At 75.6% G+C, this 16,809-nt stretch carries 11 protein-coding genes; 3 read left to right on the forward strand and 8 right to left on the reverse strand.

From position 1 onward, the window contains the following. Positions 1 to 2 precede the first annotated feature (2 nt). From SCATT_RS32595 to SCATT_RS32605, 4 genes are all read right to left on the reverse strand, one after another. Positions 3 to 5,276 carry a non-ribosomal peptide synthetase gene (locus SCATT_RS32595; RefSeq protein ID WP_014151090.1) on the reverse strand — a complete coding sequence of 1,758 codons (5,274 nt, stop codon included), beginning with the start codon at positions 5,274 to 5,276 and terminating at the stop codon, positions 3 to 5. A 15-nt stretch (positions 5,277 to 5,291) separates the two neighbouring features. Next, on the reverse strand, positions 5,292 to 6,071 hold the full coding sequence (locus tag SCATT_RS32600; protein ID WP_014151089.1) for a thioesterase II family protein: 780 nt from the start codon (positions 6,069 to 6,071) through the stop codon (positions 5,292 to 5,294). 103 nt (positions 6,072 to 6,174) lie between these two features. Then, positions 6,175 to 6,351 carry a hypothetical protein gene (locus tag SCATT_RS39150; RefSeq protein WP_014151088.1) on the reverse strand — a complete coding sequence of 59 codons (177 nt, stop codon included), beginning with the start codon at positions 6,349 to 6,351 and terminating at the stop codon, positions 6,175 to 6,177. Between the two features lie 3 nt (positions 6,352 to 6,354). Beyond that, positions 6,355 to 8,259 carry a B12-binding domain-containing radical SAM protein gene (locus tag SCATT_RS32605; protein ID WP_014151087.1) on the reverse strand — a complete coding sequence of 635 codons (1,905 nt, stop codon included), beginning with the start codon at positions 8,257 to 8,259 and terminating at the stop codon, positions 6,355 to 6,357. 175 nt (positions 8,260 to 8,434) lie between these two features. Between SCATT_RS32605 and SCATT_RS32610 the strand changes: the two genes are divergently transcribed. Then, entirely contained in the window at positions 8,435 to 9,634 is a 1,200-nt protein-coding gene (locus SCATT_RS32610; protein WP_014151086.1) for a cytochrome P450, read from the forward strand. Between the two features lie 25 nt (positions 9,635 to 9,659). Then, positions 9,660 to 9,866: a ferredoxin gene (locus tag SCATT_RS32615; RefSeq protein WP_014151085.1), complete on the forward strand. Its 207-nt coding sequence runs from the start codon at positions 9,660 to 9,662 to the stop codon at positions 9,864 to 9,866. 3 nt (positions 9,867 to 9,869) lie between these two features. Here the strand turns inward: SCATT_RS32615 and SCATT_RS32620 are convergent, their stop codons facing one another. Next, entirely contained in the window at positions 9,870 to 13,298 is a 3,429-nt protein-coding gene (locus SCATT_RS32620; protein ID WP_014151084.1) for a non-ribosomal peptide synthetase, read from the reverse strand. A 205-nt stretch (positions 13,299 to 13,503) separates the two neighbouring features. Here SCATT_RS32620 and SCATT_RS32625 point away from each other — a divergent pair, with 205 nt between their 5' ends. Beyond that, positions 13,504 to 15,042, forward strand: a complete 1,539-nt coding sequence (locus tag SCATT_RS32625; RefSeq protein WP_014151083.1) for a DUF885 family protein — start codon at positions 13,504 to 13,506, stop codon at positions 15,040 to 15,042. Here SCATT_RS32625 and SCATT_RS32630 read toward each other — a convergent pair whose 3' ends face one another. The 3 genes from SCATT_RS32630 to SCATT_RS32640 form a co-directional block, all read right to left on the reverse strand. Further along, positions 15,043 to 15,573, reverse strand: coding sequence for a DinB family protein (locus SCATT_RS32630; RefSeq protein ID WP_014151082.1), 531 nt, complete (start codon positions 15,571 to 15,573; stop codon positions 15,043 to 15,045). Positions 15,574 to 15,602: 29 nt separating this feature from the next. Beyond that, positions 15,603 to 16,517, reverse strand: coding sequence for a helix-turn-helix transcriptional regulator (locus SCATT_RS32635; RefSeq protein WP_014151081.1), 915 nt, complete (start codon positions 16,515 to 16,517; stop codon positions 15,603 to 15,605). Positions 16,518 to 16,588: 71 nt separating this feature from the next. Next, positions 16,589 to 16,801: an MbtH family protein gene (locus SCATT_RS32640; protein WP_014151080.1), complete on the reverse strand. Its 213-nt coding sequence runs from the start codon at positions 16,799 to 16,801 to the stop codon at positions 16,589 to 16,591. Between the last annotated feature and the right edge of the window lie 8 nt (positions 16,802 to 16,809).

The following is a 16,809-nucleotide window of genomic DNA, read 5'->3' on the forward strand; positions in this document are numbered from 1 at the left end:
GCTCAGGGGGCCGGCGGGGTGTCGGGGTCGCCGAGGAGGGCGCGGGACTGGGCGGGGGACAGGGCGCGGACGGCTTCGAGGGCTTCGCGCAGTTCGGCCGCGCTGGTCCGGGCGAGGCGGCGCTGTTCGACGGCGCGGGCCAGGGCGGCGACGGTCAGGTCGTGGTGGAGCAGGTCGGCGATGGTCAGGTCGACGCCGAAGGTGTCGCGCAGGCGGACGGCGATGCGGGTGGCGAGCAGGGAGTGGCCGCCGAGGTCGAAGAAGTCGTCGTGGCGGCCGATGTGTTCGACGCCGAGCACGTCGGTCCAGATGGCGGCGACCAGGCGTTCCACCGGGGTGCGGGGGGCGGCGTCGGGTGAGGTGTCCGGACGGGCGGCGGGCGGGGCGGGCAGCGCGGCCAGGTCGGTCTTGCCGTTGGCCCCGAGGGGGAGCGCCGGCAGGGCGACGAAGACCTCCGGCACCATGTGGCGCGGCAGCCGCTGCCGCAGGTGGCCGCGGAGGAGGTCGGCCGGGACCGCGGCGGGGCCGGGCGGTTCCGGTACCACGTGGGCGACGAGCCGGGGCGGACCGCCGCCGTCGGTGGTGACGGTCACGGCCGCCGCGGAGACGGCGGGGTGGCCCCGCAGGACGGCCTCGATCTCGCCGGGGTCGACCCGCTGGCCGCGGATCTTGGTCTCCCGGTCGAGGCGGCCCAGGATCTCCAGGCGTCCGTCCGGGCGCCAGCGACCGCGGTCCCCGGTGCGGTAGAGCCGGCCGCCGGGGACCGCCGGATCGGGGACGAACCGTTCCGCGGTGGCCGCCGGACGGCCCAGGTAGCCCCGGCTCACCTGGACGCCGCCGACGCAGACCTCACCGGCCACCCCGACCGGCACCGGCCGTCCGCCCGCGTCCAGCACGTACAGCCGGGCCCCGGCGACCGGGCGGCCGACGGGCACCTTGCCGCCGGGATCGACGCCCGGGTCGACGGCTCCGACGGTGACCTCGATGGTGGCCTCGGCCGGGCCGTAGACGTTGTACAGCCGGGCGCCGGGCAGCAGCCGGTGCACCGAGGCGGCGAGCTGCGGGGTCAACTCCTCACCGGCGCACTGGAGTTGGCGTACCCCGGCGAGGTGTCCGGCGGCGCCGGGCACGGCGAGGAGTTCCCGCAGCACCGACGGGACGAAGTAGCAGGCGGTGACGTGGTGTTCGGCGCAGAGCGCGGCCATCCGCTCCAGGTCGGCCGGACAGGCCCCGTCCGGGGTGACCAGGCAGGCGCCGGTGACCAGTGGCCACAGCATCTCGGAGACGGAGATGTCGAAGCCGCACGCGGTGTGCAGCAGCACCCGGTCGTCCGGGCCGAGGGGTTGCGCGGACCGCTTGGCCGCCAGTTGGTTGGCGAGTCCGGCCCGGGTCACCATCACGCCCTTGGGGGTGCCGGTGGAGCCGGAGGTGTAGATGAGGAAGGCGAGGTCGTCCGGGCGCGCGGGACGGGCGGGCGGCGCGGCGGCGGCGTCCGGGGTGCCGTCGGGCTCCGCCGAGGGGTCCAGCAGCAAGGTGGCGGTGCCGTCCGGGGCGAGGGACGCGCTGTCCAGGGCGGCGCAGCCGAGCAGGACGGCGGGGCGGGCGTCCTCGGCCACCAGGCGCAGCCGGGCGGCCGGATACTCCGCGTCCAGCGGCAGGTAGCAGGCGTCCGCCTCGAGGATCGCCAGCAACGCGGTCACCAGCCCGGCGCCGTACGGCAGATGGACGCCGACCACGGTGCCGGGGCCGGCGCCGAGCGCCCGCAGCCGGTCCGCGAGCCGGCCGGACCGGCGGGCCAGTTCCCGGTAGGTGAGCGGCGGGCCGCCGGTGGCGGGGAGCACGGCGGGCGCGGACGGGGTGGCGGCCACCTGGCGTGCGAAGAGCTTCGCGGCGGGCAGGTCGCCGGGCGGGGGCACCGAGGCGCCGCTGAACTCCTCCAGCAGCCGCCGCCGTTCCTCCGGCGCGATCAGGTCGTGGGCGTCCAGGGCCTCGTCCGGGCGGGCCACGGCACGGTCGAGCAGCCGGCCGAAGGCGTCCGCCACGCGGGCCGCGGAACCGGCGTCGAACAGGTCGGTGGCGTACGCCAGCCGCCCCTCGCAGCCGCCGTCCGGGGTCGCCGTCAGATGCAGCGACAGGTCGAACTGGGCGGCGGGCAACGGCACTTCGAAGGCCTCGGCGACCGGTCCCGGCGCCCGCCACGGCGGCAGCGGCACCCCGAGCACGAACGCGGCCCTGGCCAGGTCGGCCCCGGGCGGTCCGCCCGCCGCCGACACCTCGCGGGCGATGACGTCGAGGGGGGTGTCGCGGTGGCGGTCGGCGTCCCGCCAGGCGGCGGCGGTCGCCCGCACCAGGTCGCGGAAGGTGGCGGCGGCGCCGACGGGGACGCGTACCGGGAGGGTGAGCGTGGTGAAGCCGACGACGCCCTCGGCGCCCGGCGGCCGGCCGGCCGCGGTGGGCACCGCGACCACCACGTCCGGCTGTCCGCTCCAGCGCGCGAGCACGGCGGCGTACCCGGCCAGCAGCACGGTGAACGCGGTGGTGCCCTCGGCCCGGGCGAACGCGGCCAGCGCGGCGGATCCGGCGGGGGAGACCGCCACCGGGTGCAGGCCGCCACGGTGGCTCGGCCGCACCGGGCGCGGCCGGTCGGCGGGGAGCTCCAACGGCACCGTCCCGGCGAGCGCACGGCGCCAGTGGGCGGCGTCCTCGGCGGCCGACGCCTCGGTCACCTCACGCCGCCAGGCGGCCAGATCACGGTACCGGGGCGCCTCGGGCAGCCGTGGTTCCCCGTCGGGGCCGGCCGCGCAGACCGCCTCGGCCTCGCGCAGCAGCACCGCCAGCGAGGCGCCGTCCACCGCGATGTGATGCACCGTCAGCACCAGTGCGTGGTCGTCGTCGCCGAGCCGGAGCAGGGCGGCCCGCAGCGGTGTCTCCCGCGCCAGGTCGAACGGTTCGGCCAACTGGTCCCGGGCCCACCGCTGCACGGCGGTACGGGCACCGTGGCGCCGGGCGTCCACCGTGAGGTCCACGTGGCGCAGCGGTGGCGGGGTCCAGGCACGTACCGTCTGGACGAGGGTGCCGTCCGGCTGGAAGTGGTACGTGGTGCGCAGCGCCTCGTGGCGGCGGGTGACGGCGGTCAGCGCCGCGGTGAGCAGTTCGGGGGCGCGGCGGCCGGGCAGCCGCAGGGCGGCGGTGACCAGGTAGGCCGGGCCCGCCCCGGCCTGGTCCAGCAGCCACAGCCGGTGCTGGTCGGAGGTGGCCGTCGAGGTGGCCGGCGCGGCCCCCGGCCGCCAGGGCACGGCGTCCCGTGGTGCCCGCACCATCCGCGCGGCCAACTCCCGCAACGGGACCGGCTCCAGGAACTCACGCACCGCCACCCGCGTCCCGGTGGCCCCCTCCACCGCGGCGGCGAGCCGGGCCGCCGCCAGCGAGTCCAGCCCCTGCGCCACCAACGGCAGATCGTCCCGCAACACGTCGGCGGGGACCTCCAGCGCCTCGGCGGCGAGCGCCCTCAACCCGGCACCGGCGGACGGCAGTTCGCCATCGCCCCCGCCCGACCGCGCGTCCCCGTCCAGCCGCGACCGGTCCAGCTCCCCCGCCAGGTACGCCTGCCGGCACGCCGACCGGCGGACCTTGCCGCTGGAGGTGCGCGGGACGGAGCCGGGGCGTACCAGGGCGACGTCGGCGAGGCGCAGTCCGTGCGCGGTGGCCACGGCGGCGCGTACCGCGGTGGCGGCGTCGCCGAGGGCGGCCGGGTCGTGGCCGCGGACGACCTCGTGCACCAGGACGACCCGTGGTGTCGCGCCGTCGTCCAGGGCGAAGAGCGCGCCACGGCCGGGCATCAGCAGCGGGTGGGCGCGTTCCGCGGTCTGTTCGACGTCCTGGGGGTGGTGGTTGCGGCCCCGGACCACGACCACGTCCTTGGCGCGTCCGGTCAGGTACAGGTGGCCGTCGAGCACGGCGCCGAGGTCGCCGGTGCGCAGCCAGTCGGCCTGGTCGCCGTCGGAGCGCCGGGCGCGGAACGTCTCCTCGGTCGCGCCGTCGTCGCCGAAGTAGCCGGCCGCGACGGTGGGACCGCTGATCCACACCTCGCCGATGTCCCCGTCCGGCAGCTCGCGCGCGGTGGCCGGATCGACCACGGCCACCCGGTCCGGGGTGCGGGCGGCGCCGCAGGCCACCAGCACGGGGTGACCGTCGCCGTCGGCCGGGACCAGCCTGCCGTCCCCGAGGCCGTCGCGGTCCACGGTGAGCGCGGTCGGCCCGGCGCCCGCCGTGCCGCCGGTGACGAACAACGTGGCCTCGGCCAGCCCGTAGCAGGGGTAGAACGCGGACCGGCGGAACCCCCGCGCGGCGAAGGCGCCGGCGAACGCGTCCAACGTGGCCGCGCGCACCGGCTCGGCCCCCACCAACGCGTGGCGCCAGCCGCTCAGGTCGAGCCCGGTCCGTTCCGCCGCGCCGACCCGGCGCACGCACTCGGCGTACCCGAAGTCCGGGGCGGCGCTGATGGTCGCCCGGTGCCGGGAGATCAGCTCCAGCCAGCGCCCGGGGTGGCGGACGAAGGCGGACGGCGGCAGCAGCACGCACGGGAAGCCGCTGAAGACCGGTTGCAGGATGCCGCCGATGAGCCCCATGTCGTGGTAGGGCGGCAGCCAGCTCACCCCGGAGTCCTCCGGGCCCACCGACAACGCCCCGGCGAGCGCGGCGGCGTTGTGCAGCAGATGGCCGTGGTGGAGCACCACGCCCTTGGGCCGGGCGGTGGAACCGGAGGTGTACTGGAGGAACGCCACCGTGTCCGGGCCGGTGCGGGGCGGCTGCCAGGCGTCGGCCGGGACGTCGGGGGCGGACTCGGTGGAGCACAGCCGTACCCCGCGCAGCCCGGGGTGGCCGTTCCACCGCTCGCCGAACGCGGCCAGGCTCGCGGTGTCGGTCAGCGCCAGGGCCGCACCGCAGTCGGCCGCCACGTCCAGCACCCGCTCGATCCGCCGCCCGCCGCCCGGCGGATACGCCGGCACCGCGGTGATCCCCGCGTACAGGCAGGCCCAGAAGCCGATGACGTACTCCCGCCCCGGCGGATACAGCAGCAACGCCCGCTCGGCCGGCGGGCCCTCCCGCAGCCCGGCCGCCACCTGGCGCACCCGGCGGTCGAGTTCGGCGTAGCCGACCGGGTGTTCACCGGCGTCGTCCACGAAGACGTACGCCGTGGCCTCGGGGGTGGTGGCGGCCCGGTAGCGCAGCAGCTGCACCAGGTCACGGAAGGCGGGGTGCTCGTCGGCCGGCATGCGCGGGGGTCTCCTTCAGCCGCGGGGGGTGGTTGCGCGCGGGTGCGGTGCGGCGCACCCGGTGATGTCGGCCGCCAGCCGGGCGACCACCTCGTCCTCGGCCTGCTGCACGAAGAAGTGGCCGCCGTCGAAGGTGTGCCGGGCGAAGTCACCGTCGCCGTACGCCTGCCACCCGGCGGTGTCGGCCACGGTCACCGAGGTGTCGCCGGCCCCGAGGTAGACCCGCACCGGACAGCCGGGGACGGGCCCGGACGCCCGGCCCGCGGCGGCGGCGAGCGCGAGGTCGGCGCGGACCGCGGGGATCAGCAGCGCCCGGTACTCGGGGTCGGCCAGCAGCTCGGCCGGGGTGCCGCCGTGCTCCCGCAGGAACTCCAGCACCTCCTCGTCGCCGAGTCCGGCGGCGGGCAGTTGCAGCCGAACCGAGTCGGGGGCCTCGCTGGCGGCGGCCACGAAGAGGGCGGGGCGCCAGCCCGGGTCGCGTTCCCGCAGCCGGGCACAGAGCGCCCGTCCCACCAGCGCGCCCATGCTGTGCCCGAAGACCACCAGCGGCACGTCGAGCAGCGCCTCGACCTCGCGGCCCAGCGAGTCGGGCCCCGACACCACCGCGTCCAGGTCGTGCACCGGCGGCTCCCGCAGCCGTGAACCGCGGCCGGGCGGCTCGACGGCCAACACCCCGATGTGGTCGGGGAGTTTGCGCGCCCAGCGGCGGAACAGATGGGCCGCCCCGCCGGCCGGCGGCAGACACAACAGCCGCACCGCCACGTCCGGGCGGCGCGACCAGTCACGGAGCCACACGTACGCTTCCCTCCCGTCACCGGCCGGTGGGGCCGTGAGCCGAAGCGGCCGGGGACGGCCCGCGGGCACGTCCCCGGCCACCGGAACGCAGGCGCTAGGAAACCTAGGCGAGACGTTCGTGGGCGATGCCCTCCTGCGCGAAGCGCTCGTGGGCGATGCCCTCCTGGGCGACGCGCTCGTGCGCGATGCCTTCCTGGGCGAGCCGCTCGTGGGCGATGCCCTCCTGGGCAAGGCGGACGACAACCGGACGGCCGGCGCCGACTGCGGTGAGCTTGGCCATGACCTACACCTCCTTCACGGGGTCGAGTACGCCTGCGGCGGTCAGCTCGGCGAGGACGTCGGGGTCCAACGTCACCGGTCCGGAACCGGCGGCGGTGCCGCGGATCCGTTCCAACTGCGCCAGCAACGAGGGGTCTGCCGCGAAGTATTCGAGCTGACCCGCCTTCCGGAGGACCAGGTAGTCCCCCGGGCTCTCCACCGGCTCCGCCCGATGATCGCGCGACAGATCGGCGAGAGGCTCCTGCAACCGGACCACTTCGTGCGGTCGCGGCTGGAACCAGCGCTGCCCGGTCCCGTCCGACACCTCGACGGCCGGACCGCCGGGCGCCAGGCTCACCCGCAGCTCGGCGCACTCCAGGGCGAAGGCGTCCCGGGTGCTGGCCGACAGCCGGCGGGCGGCGAAGAGGTCCTGGAACCGTTCCCGTTCCACCGCCCGGCGCCGCCGCGGCTCCACCGCCAGCAGGTCGAGTCCGCCGACCACCGCCTCCAGCAGCTCCCACAGCGACCCCTCGTCCACCAGGACGTACTGGAGCAGGGTGCGCGGGAAGGCGGAGAAGAGCGTGTAGGCGGCGTGCATCGCCGACACGAAGCGGGTGTAGGCGGGCAGCGGCAGGAAGGTGCTGTGGAACGGGAAGAGCCCGGGGGCCCGCCGGGCGTACGGGTTGTCCTGCACCACGGGCGGGGTGTCCAGCAGCAGCCGTGGCTTGAGGTCGGTGTAGCTGCGCGGCAGACCGGCGAACTCGGTGGCCGTGGCGGTGGCGTTGTAGACCGTCAGCGTGTTGAGGCGGATGCCGCAGCCGAGGTTGCGGGTGAGCAGCGCGGTGGTCAGCGCCAGGTCGGTGCTGCGGTGGTCGTCGCCCTCCGGGATGTCGATCATGAAGGCGCAGGTGGGGATGATGCCCCGGTCCAGGCAGTCCCGCAGCCGCTGCTTGAGCGGCTCCCAGCCCTTGAAGAAGTGCTTGGCGAACGAGCGCTGCGCCTCCTCCGAGATGGCGTCCACCCCGACGAACAGCTCCGTGCACCCCGCCGCCGCCAGCCGGTCGAGCAGGTCCGGGGTGAGCCGCTGCATGGTGGCGTAGGCGTTCCAGGTGATCCCGGTGCCCGACCCGGTCAGCGCGGCGCACAACTCCTGGGTCGCCTTCACCGAGTTGACCAGGTTGTCCTGGACGAAGAACAGGTGACGGGCGCCCATCGCGTGCATCCGCGCCACCTGCTCGGCCACCGCCGACGCGCTCTTCGTCTGCTCGCCCTGGCCCCAGTGACCGGGGCTGTAGCAGAACGAACAGCGGAACATGCAGCCCCGGGCGTGGTCGACGTTGAGCAGCCGGAGCGGGTTGAGCGCGAAGTAGTCGTCCAGCTCCACCAGGTCGTACGCCGGGAACGGCAGCTCGTCGAGGGACGTCATGCCCTTCAGCGCGCGGCGCAGCGCCACCTCGCCGCCGGACCGGTGGGCCACGTTGACCAGTTCGCCCGGGGCGCCGCCCAGCACGCGCAGCAGCGAGATCAGCGCCTGCTCGCCCTCGCCGGTGACCACGTAGTCGATCCAGTCGAAGGCGTCCAGCGCCTCCCGGGCGATCGAGGAGAAGTGCGGCCCGCCCAGCACCGTCAGCAGCCGCGGATCCGCCGCCTTGAGCAGCCGCGCCAGCTCCAGGCAGACGTGCGACTCCACCGCCATCGAGGTGAAACCCACCAGATCCGGCTGGGTTTCGGCGATGGCACGCACGGCACGGGGGTAGAAGTCCGCCCCGTGCAGCGACGGATCGCCCATGCCCATCAGGTTGAAGTCCACCAGCGACACCTCGGCGCCGTGCTCGCGGGCCACGGCGGCCAGCGTGAGCAGTCCGAGCGGTGGCGCCAGATCGTAACGGTCGACGAAGCCGTTCGGCGGCTGCACCAGAGTCAGACGCATGACGTCCCTTGGTCGGTCTTCGAGGTGCCACCAATCTGGCGCCGTGGCCGGTGACCAGCCAGTCGGGGAAAGCCCCTACAGCCCCCGCGCGGCCCCGGTACGCGACCTTGACCGGCCGGTCGGCGCCTCCGTACCGTCACCCCGACGGCGCGCAGCCGAGCCGGGAGGCCCGCACGTGGACAACGAGATCGTCCTGACCCGCTACGCCGACGCACTCGACGCCTACCGCAGGAAGGAACTGGGCCAGGCCCAGTACGACGAGGGCCACGTCCTGATGGCCGGGGTGCTGGTCAACCTGCACGGCACCGAACACCGCGACCGCCGGCGGGTGGAGAACCAGCTCTTCCGCCGGGAGACCTTCCTGCACTACGAGAAGGAGGTCTTCCCCGACGTCACCGCCGCGGTCCTCGCCCCGCACGCCCGGCGCGGCGCCACCGAACTCGTCGCGCTCGGCCACGAACTCATGCTCCACCTCGCCGTCCTCGTCGCCGGGGTGGACCGCCCCGAGGGCACCGAGGCGGAGACCCGGCGGCTGGCCGGGCAGCTCAAGGTCTTCATCGAGGCGCTCACCCTGGCCCAGTCCACCCTGGACAAGGACGAACGGCGGGCCGCGATCGCCGATGCCTTCACCGACTGGCGGCGGGAGTTCCTCACCCCCTCCGCCCGCCGCCGGCGCGCCCTGCTGGCCGGCCTCGCCGACGGCACCGTCCCCGAGCGGCAGCTCCCCCGGGACGTGCTCACCCTGCTGCTGCGCCACCAGGACCGGCTGGGCCTGTCCGACGAACTGATCGCCCGGGAGACCGCGTTCTTCCTGCTGGTGGCGGCGCACACCAGCGCCACCGCCTTCGTGCGCGCGGTCCACCACCTCCTGGAGTGGACCGCGCGCCACCCCGAGGACGCCCGACGGGCCGCCGACGACCCGCGGTTCGCGCAGCGGTGCGTGCACGAGACGATCCGGCTCAACCCCTCCAGCACGGTGGGGATGCGCCGGGCGCTCGCCCCGGTCACGCTGGAGTCCGGCATCACCGTCCCCGAGGGCGCCCGGGTCGTCATCGACCTGCGCACCGTCAACCGCGACCCGGCCGCCTACGGCCCGGACGCCGCCGAGTTCGACCCGCACCGCGAGATCGCCCCCGGCGTCATGCCGTTCGGGCTGAGCTTCGCGGCCGGCATGCACGTGTGCATCGGGCAGGACCTGGCGGCCGGGGTCCTCCAGAGCGGCAGCGGCCCGGACGCGTCGCTGTACGGGCTGGTGGCCACGGCGGTACGGGAGCTGTTCGCGCTCGGGGTGCGCCGCGACCCGGCCGCGCCGCCGGTGCGGGACACCACGACCACCCGGGAGTACTGGGCGCGTTACCCGGTGCTGCTGGGCTGACCACACCGAAGGCAGGAGGCGGGCGATGGGGCTGCGGGTGGAGATCGACCGGGAGGCGTGTCTGAGCTCCGGGCGGTGCGTGGAGGCGGAGCCGGCGGCTTTCCGCTTCGACGGCGAGGAGCTGGCCGAGGCGGCGGCGGGGGCGGACCGGGTGCCGCGGGAACGCCTCGCCGTGGTGGCGAGGGGCTGTCCCGCGGCGGCGATCCGGCTGGTGGACGACGACAGGACCTAGGGCTCAGTCGGCGCCGAGCCGGCGGGCCACCTCCTCCTCGGACAACGCGTCCACCTGACGCACCAGTTCGGCGACGGCGTCGGCGTCGGTTCCGGCGCCGGCCGCGGACTGACGGGCGACCACGGCCAGTTCACGCACCGTGGAGACGGACAGGAACGCCGCGATCGACAGGTCCAGCCGGAAGGTGTCGCGGATCCGGGAGACCACCTGGGTGGCGAGGAGCGAGTGCCCGCCGAGGTCGAAGAAGTCGTCCAGCACCCCGACCCGTTCCAGCCCCAGCACCTCGGCCCAGATGCCGGCCAGCACCTCCTCCAGGGCGCCGGCCGGCGGCTCGTACCGCCCGGCCAGCTCGGGCCGGCCGCCGGTCGGCGCGGGCAGCGCGGCCCGGTTGAGCTTGCCGCTGGGCAGCAGCGGCAGCCGGTCCATGACGACGAACGCGCTGGGCACCATGTGGTCCGGCAGCCGCTGGAGCAGATGGTGGCGCAGGTCGGCGGGGTCCGGCCGGGTCCCCTCACGCACCGTCAGATGGGCCACCAGACGCCGGGTGCCCCGCTCGTCCTGATAGGCCGTCACCACCGGCTCGACCACGTCGGGGTGGGTGCCCAACGCGGCCTCCACCTCGCCCGGTTCGATCCGGAAACCGCGGATCTTCACCTGGTGGTCCAGGCGCCCGAGGAACCGCAGCACCCCGTCCGGGCGGAACGCGGCCACGTCACCGGTGGCGTACATCCGGCCGCCGGGCACCGGGCTGAACGGGTCGGGGACGAAGCGCTCGGCGGTCAGCGCGGGCCGGGCGTGGTAGCCGCGGCCCGGACCGGCGCCGCCGATGTACAGCTCGCCGGGCATCCCGACGGGCGCCGGTCGGCCGTGCCGGTCGAGCACGTACACCCGGTGGTTGGCCAGCGGCCGGCCCCACGGCACGGCGCCGGGCTCGGCCGGGTCCACCCGGTGGTACAGGGTGCAGTACGACACCTCCGTCATCCCCGCCAGGTTGTACAGCTCGACCCCGGGCACCAGTCGGGTGAGCCGGTCCGGCAGCAGCGGCGGCATCCGGTCGCCGCCCACCCCGACCACCCGCAGCGCCACCCCGTCCAGACCGTCGTGCTCGTAGGCGTGGTTGACCAGCATGTCCAGCAGGGCGGGGGCGGAACTCCAGGCGGTGACGCGCTGTCGGCGCAGCAGGTCGCGCAGTTGCTCGGGGTCGGTGGTCTCGATGTCGCTGGGGACGACGACGGCGGCGCCGGCCGCGAGGGTGCCGAAGACCTCGTAGACCGACATGTCGTAGTTGAGCGAGGAGATCGCCAGCATCCGGTCGCCGGGGCGCAGCCGGTAGACCTCGTTCATGGCGGTGACGCTGTTGGCGATGCCGCCGTGTTCGTTCATCGAGCCCTTGGGGCGGCCGGTGGAGCCCGAGGTGTAGATGACGTAGGCGAGGTGGCCGGGGGCGACCCCGGTGCCGGGGCGTCCGGCCGGGCAGCCGGCGATCCGGGCGGCCTCGGTGTCCACCTCGACCACCTCGGGCGGACGGTACCCGGGCGGGGCGTCCGGCGGCGGGTCGAACCGGCCGTCACGGGCCACCGAGGACTCCGACAGCACCAGCCGCACCCCGGCGTCGGCCGCCATGTAGGCCACCCGGCGGCGCGGATACATCGGGTCCAGCGGCACGTAGGCGGCGCCCGCCTTGAGCAGGGCGAGCACGGTGACCACCATGCGTTCCGAACGTGGCAGGCAGATCCCGACGATCTGCTCCCGGCCGACGCCGCGCGCGCGGAGGTGGTGGGCGAGCCGGTTGGCCTCCTCGTCCAGTTCCCGGTAGCTGAGCACCCGGTCGCCGCAGACCACCGCGGGGGCGTCCGGGGCGGCGTCCACGCGGGCCTCGAACAGGCCGTGCACGGTGCCGGCGGTGCCCGCCGCCGCGGCGCTGCCGCCACCGCTGAACTCCCGCACGATCCGCTCGTGTTCGGTGTCGTCCAGCAGCGGCAGCCGGGAGACCGGCTGGTCGGGGTCGTCGAGCGCGGCGGCGAGCAGCCGCTGGAGCCCGTCGACCGCGCGCCGCACGCTGTCCGCGTCGAACAGGTCGGTGCTGAACTCCGCCCGGCCGTCGATGCCGCCCGCCCCGTCGGGCACCAGGTCGAAGCAGACGTCGAACTTGGTGGCCGTGGACCGCAGCTCCAGCAGCTCCAACTCCAGCCCGGGCAGCCGCAGTTCCGGCATCGGGGTGTTGCGCAGCGCCACCATCGCCTGCACCAGCGGCACCTGGCCGCCGGCCCGTTCGGCGCCCACGTCCTGCACCAGCCGCTCGAAGGGCACGTCCTGGTGCTCGTAGGCGGCCAGGCACGTCTGCCGTACCCGGCCGAGCAGTTCGCGGAAGGTCGGCGTGCCGGAGACGTCGAGACGCAGCGGCAGGGTGTTGACGAAGAACCCGATCAGCGGTTCGGTCTCCACCCGGGGCCGGCCGGCCACCGGGGCCCCTACCACCAGGTCGTCCTGGCCGCTCCACCGCCACAACAGCACGGTCACCGCCGCCAGCAGCACCATGTAGGGGGTGGCCCGTTCCCCGGCGCCCAGCTCCTCCAGCCGGGCCACGGTCTTCGGGGCCAGCCGCAGCGGCAGCGAGTCGCCGGCCGAGGTACGGCGCGGCGGACGGGGCCGGTCACCGGGCAGGTCCAGCACCGGCGGCGCCTCCAACTGCCGCTTCCAGAAGGCGAGATGGGCGTCGAGCCGGTCACCGCCGAGCTGGTCGCGCTGCCAGGCGGCGAAGTCGGCGTACTGCACCGGCAACGGCGGCAGCGGGTCGGCGGCGTCCTCGGGCACCCCGTACCCGGCCGCCAGCTCGGTCAGGAGCACCCCCAGCGACCAGCCGTCGCAGGCGATGTGGTGGACGCTGAGCAGCAGCACGTGCTCCTCGTCGGCGGTGCGCAGCACGGTCGCCCGCAGCAGCGGCCCGTTCTCCAGGTCGAACGGGGTGTCGGTCTCCCGCCGGTAGCGTTCCCGTACCGTCCGCTCGCGTTCCGCCTCCGGCAGCGCGCGCAGGTCCTCCACCGGCAGCGGCACCGGCGCGGCCGGGCGGATCCGGGGCACCGGACGGCCGTCCACCGCGGTGAACGTGGTCCGCAGCGTCTCGTGGCGGCGGACCACCCGGCCCAGCGCGCCGGCCAGCGCGGCGACGTCGAGCCGGCCGCGCAGCCGCACCCCGGCGGGCATCACGTACGCGGCCGAACCGGGGTCGGCCTGGTCGAGGAACCACAGCCGCTCCTGCGCGAAGGACGGTGGCGGCGGCGCGCCGTCCCCGGGGAGGCGCGGGATCGAGCCGGCCGCCGTGCCCTTGCGCCGGGACAGCTCCAGCAACAGCAGCGCCTGCTCCTCGGGGGTGAGCGCCTCGTAGTCGCCTCGGGCGTCGAAGACATCGGTGGGGGAGAGCTCCTCCGGCATGGGACTCCCTGCTGTGGCCGGACCGCACGCGGGTCGCTGGACGCTGGAAGGGCGGAGGCGCCGGTTCCGCGTCGTGGGCCCTGCGGCTTCGACGCGGCGGTCCGCGCGCACCGCGGCAACAGCCTGGCAGCACGGCGGCGCCCGCTTAAGTCGGGGAAACCCCGGACCGCCCCGCCCGTGTGCCGCACCCCTACAGTGGGCCGCCATGGATGCCCGCCTGCGTGCCGTGTGCGATCTGCTGGTGCCGACCGTACGCGAGGAGGCGGGGCGCCACGAATACGACGGCGCGGTGCAGGACCTCTCCCCGGACGGGGTCCGCGCCGCGCTGGCCCGGCTGGACGCCGCCGCGGCCGGCCCCGCCCCGGACGACCCGCACGACGCCGCCCACCTCGCCGTCTTCGAGGAGGCGCTGCGGGTACGCCACCGGCGGCTGGAACTCCACCGCCGCGACCCCTATCCGCACCTGGCCAACCTCGAACTCGCCTGCTACGAGCGGCCGTACGCCCCGGCCGAGCAGCGCGCCGCGGCCCGCCGACGGCACCTCGCGCGGTGGCCCGACGCGATCGACGCCGCGCTGGAGAGCCTCGACGCGGTGACCGCCCCGGTCGCCCGGGCGCTGCTCGGCACCGCCCGCGGACTCGCCGCCGACGTCCGCCCCGACGACGGCGACCTCGGCGAACGGGCCCTGCGCGCCCACGCCGCGCTCGTGGCCCACCTCGAACACGCCGCCCTGCACGGCCCGCCCCGGGCGGCGCTCGGCGGCCCCGCGCTGGCCGCGCTGATGGGGTCGGCCGAAGGCGTCACCGTCGACCTCGGCCGGCTCGCCGAACGCGCCGACGCCGAACGCCGCAGACTCACCGAACTGCTGCGGGACGCCTGCGCCCGCGTCGAACCCGGTACCGCGCCCGCCGCGCTGCTGCCCAGGCTCTTCGCCGACCACCCGGAACCCGGCGCGGTGCTCGCCGAGGCCCGCTCGCTGGCCCGCGAGTCGATCGCCTTCACCCGCGAGCGGCACCTCGTACCGTACGTGGACGGCGAGTGCGAGGTCGTCCTGCCGCCGCCGTCGCGCCGCTGGGTGACGGCGATGATGGTGTGGAACCCGCCCGGCGAACCCGACGCCCCCTCCCGCTACCTGGTCACCCCGCCCGACCCCGGCTGGGAACCCGCCCGCGCCGAGGAGTGGCTGACCCGCTACAGCCGCACCACGCTGCCCGCGATCACCGTGCACGAGGTGGCCCCCGGGCACTTCGCGCACGGCCGGACGCTGCGCCGCCTGACCTCACCGGTGCGGCGGACGCTGCACTCGCTGACCTTCATGGAGGGGTGGGCGCACTACGCCGAGGAGGTGTGCCTGGAGGAGGGGTTCCGCTCCGGCGACCCCCGGTTCGCGGTCGGCGTCGCGGTGGAGGCCCTGGTCCGGGTCACCCGGCTGGCCTGTGCCATCGGGCTGCACACCGGGGCGATGGACGTCGAGGAGGCCACCGCGCGGTTCATGTCGGACGCCCATCTGGCCCGGGAGGCCGCCGCCGCGGAGGCCCGTCGCGGCACCTTCGACGCCACCTACGGCCGGTACACCTGGGGCAAGTTCGCCCTGCTCGACCTGCGCGAGCGGGCCCGCAGGGAACCGGGCTCCACCCTGCCGGCCTTCCACGCGACCGTGCTTGCGCTGGGCTGCCCCCCGATCGGCCTGCTGGACCGGGTGCTGGACACCCCACGCCGGCCGGCCGGAACGAGGGGACACTGACTACTCGCCGACCACCCCGTCCGCCAACTCGCGGGCCACGTCCAGGTGTCCGGCGTGCCGGGCGTACTCCTGGAGCATGTGGGCCATGATCCAGGCCAGCGTGGGCGGCTCCTCGTCGGCCTCGAAGCCCTCGCCGAGACGGGCCCGGTCGGTGTACCGGGCCGCCGCGGTGATCCGGCGCGAGCAGGCCACCTCGTGCCGGAAGAACTCCCGCACCGACGCCGGGGTGTCGTGCGGTTCCAGCACCCAGTCGGCGTCCCCGTCCCGGCCCTCCGGGTCGGCGTACGCCCGCACCTTCTCGGCCGCGAACCCCCAGCGGAACCACCGCCGCTCCACGTAGGCCAGGTGCTTGAGGAGACCCAGCGGCGTCCAGCCGGACGGCAGCCGGCTGGTACGCAACTCCTCGTCGCTGAGCCCGTCCAGCTTGCGCAGCACGGTGTCGCGGTAGTGGTCGAGGAAGGCGGGCAGCAGCTCGTCGGGTTCGGCGAGGCCGACCGGCGGCTCCGGCGGGGGCGGGGTAGGCGTGGTCACCGGCCCACCCTACGGGCAACGGGCGCCGCTCACCCGGCCAACGGACGGGAGTCGGCGAGCGCGTCGAGCCGGCCCAGGCAGTAGGCGACCTGGGTGCGGGAGCAGACGGCGAGTTTCTTGAAGATGCGGGCCATGTAGGTCTCCACCGTCTTCTGGCTGAGCCCCAGCCGGCTGGCGATCTGCTGGTTGGTGCACCCCATGGAGACGAACCGGGCCACCTGCGTCTCGCGTTTGCTCAGCGCCTCCAGCTCCGGCTCCTCGCCGCCCTCCGGCTCCGGATCGCAGACCACCTCCCCGACCGCGGGGAGTTCGGCCGCGGGGGCGCGCAGCTCCCACGCCTGGAACGACGCCCCGGCCGCGGCCTGCCGCAACTCGTCGGCGACCTGGCACGCCTGGGCCGAGCGGCGCACCACGGTGACCACCAGCACCGGACCGTCCGGCGGGCGGCGCACCAGATGACGCAGGAGCGCCATCGTCTCCGGCCCGGCCAGATGGGCGTCGTCCAGCGCCAGCAACAGCCCGCGCGGCCGGGCCAGATGGCCGAGCAGCACCCGCAGCGCCCCGTACGGCTGGGCCTGAGCGGTGCCGCACGCGGCCGGCCGGGTGGTGGTCAGCCGGGTCGCCGCGGCCGGCAGGACGGCGGCCAGCGCGCTCAGTTCGGCGGCGGCGAGCTGGTCCCACAGCGTCTGCGGGGCCCGCCGCAGACAGGCGTCCACGGCGTCGGCGACCCCGCCGAACGGTTCCGTGGTGCGCTCCGCCCGGCCGGCGGCGACGGTCCAGCCGCGCCGCCGGGCACCGGCGCAGAACTCGGCCAGCAGCCGGGTCTTGCCGATCGACGCCTCCCCGGTGAGCTGGAGCAGCCGGGCGGATGCGCCGGCCCGGTCGAGGTCGAGCAGGTTGTCGAACAGCGTGAGTTCCCGCGTCCAGCCCGTGATTGCGGGCACGGCTGAGCCCCCCGTCGTCTGCGGAAATGCGGTGGTCGGACAAGCGGTGGTGCCGGTGGTGCCCGCCGTGGTCAGCGGTGGTCGCCGTCCAGGGCACGGCGCACGCTGAGCGGGCGCATGTCGGTCCAGGTCTCCTCGATGTGGCGCAGGCACTCCTCCTTGGAGCCCAGCGGACCCTCGGGCCGCCAGCCCGCCGGGATCTCCTGGTCGGCGGGCCAGATGGAGTACTGCTCCTCGTCGTTGACGACGACGTGGAAGCGGGAGAGGGGGGATTGATTCGGCACAGCGAACC

The organism is Streptantibioticus cattleyicolor NRRL 8057 = DSM 46488, assembly GCF_000240165.1.
Taxonomy (GTDB): Bacteria; Actinomycetota; Actinomycetes; order Streptomycetales; family Streptomycetaceae; genus Streptantibioticus; species Streptantibioticus cattleyicolor.

Coding starts and splice junctions, on each gene's coding strand:
- SCATT_RS32595 (WP_014151090.1), bottom strand. CDS start 5,276: ATGCCGGCCGACGAGCACCCCGCCTTCCGTGACCTGGTGCAGCTGCTG.
- SCATT_RS39150 (WP_014151088.1), bottom strand. CDS start 6,351: ATGGCCAAGCTCACCGCAGTCGGCGCCGGCCGTCCGGTTGTCGTCCGC.
- SCATT_RS32605 (WP_014151087.1), bottom strand. CDS start 8,259: ATGCGTCTGACTCTGGTGCAGCCGCCGAACGGCTTCGTCGACCGTTAC.
- SCATT_RS32615 (WP_014151085.1), top strand. CDS start 9,660: ATGGGGCTGCGGGTGGAGATCGACCGGGAGGCGTGTCTGAGCTCCGGG.
- SCATT_RS32620 (WP_014151084.1), bottom strand. CDS start 13,298: ATGCCGGAGGAGCTCTCCCCCACCGATGTCTTCGACGCCCGAGGCGAC.
- SCATT_RS32625 (WP_014151083.1), top strand. CDS start 13,504: ATGGATGCCCGCCTGCGTGCCGTGTGCGATCTGCTGGTGCCGACCGTA.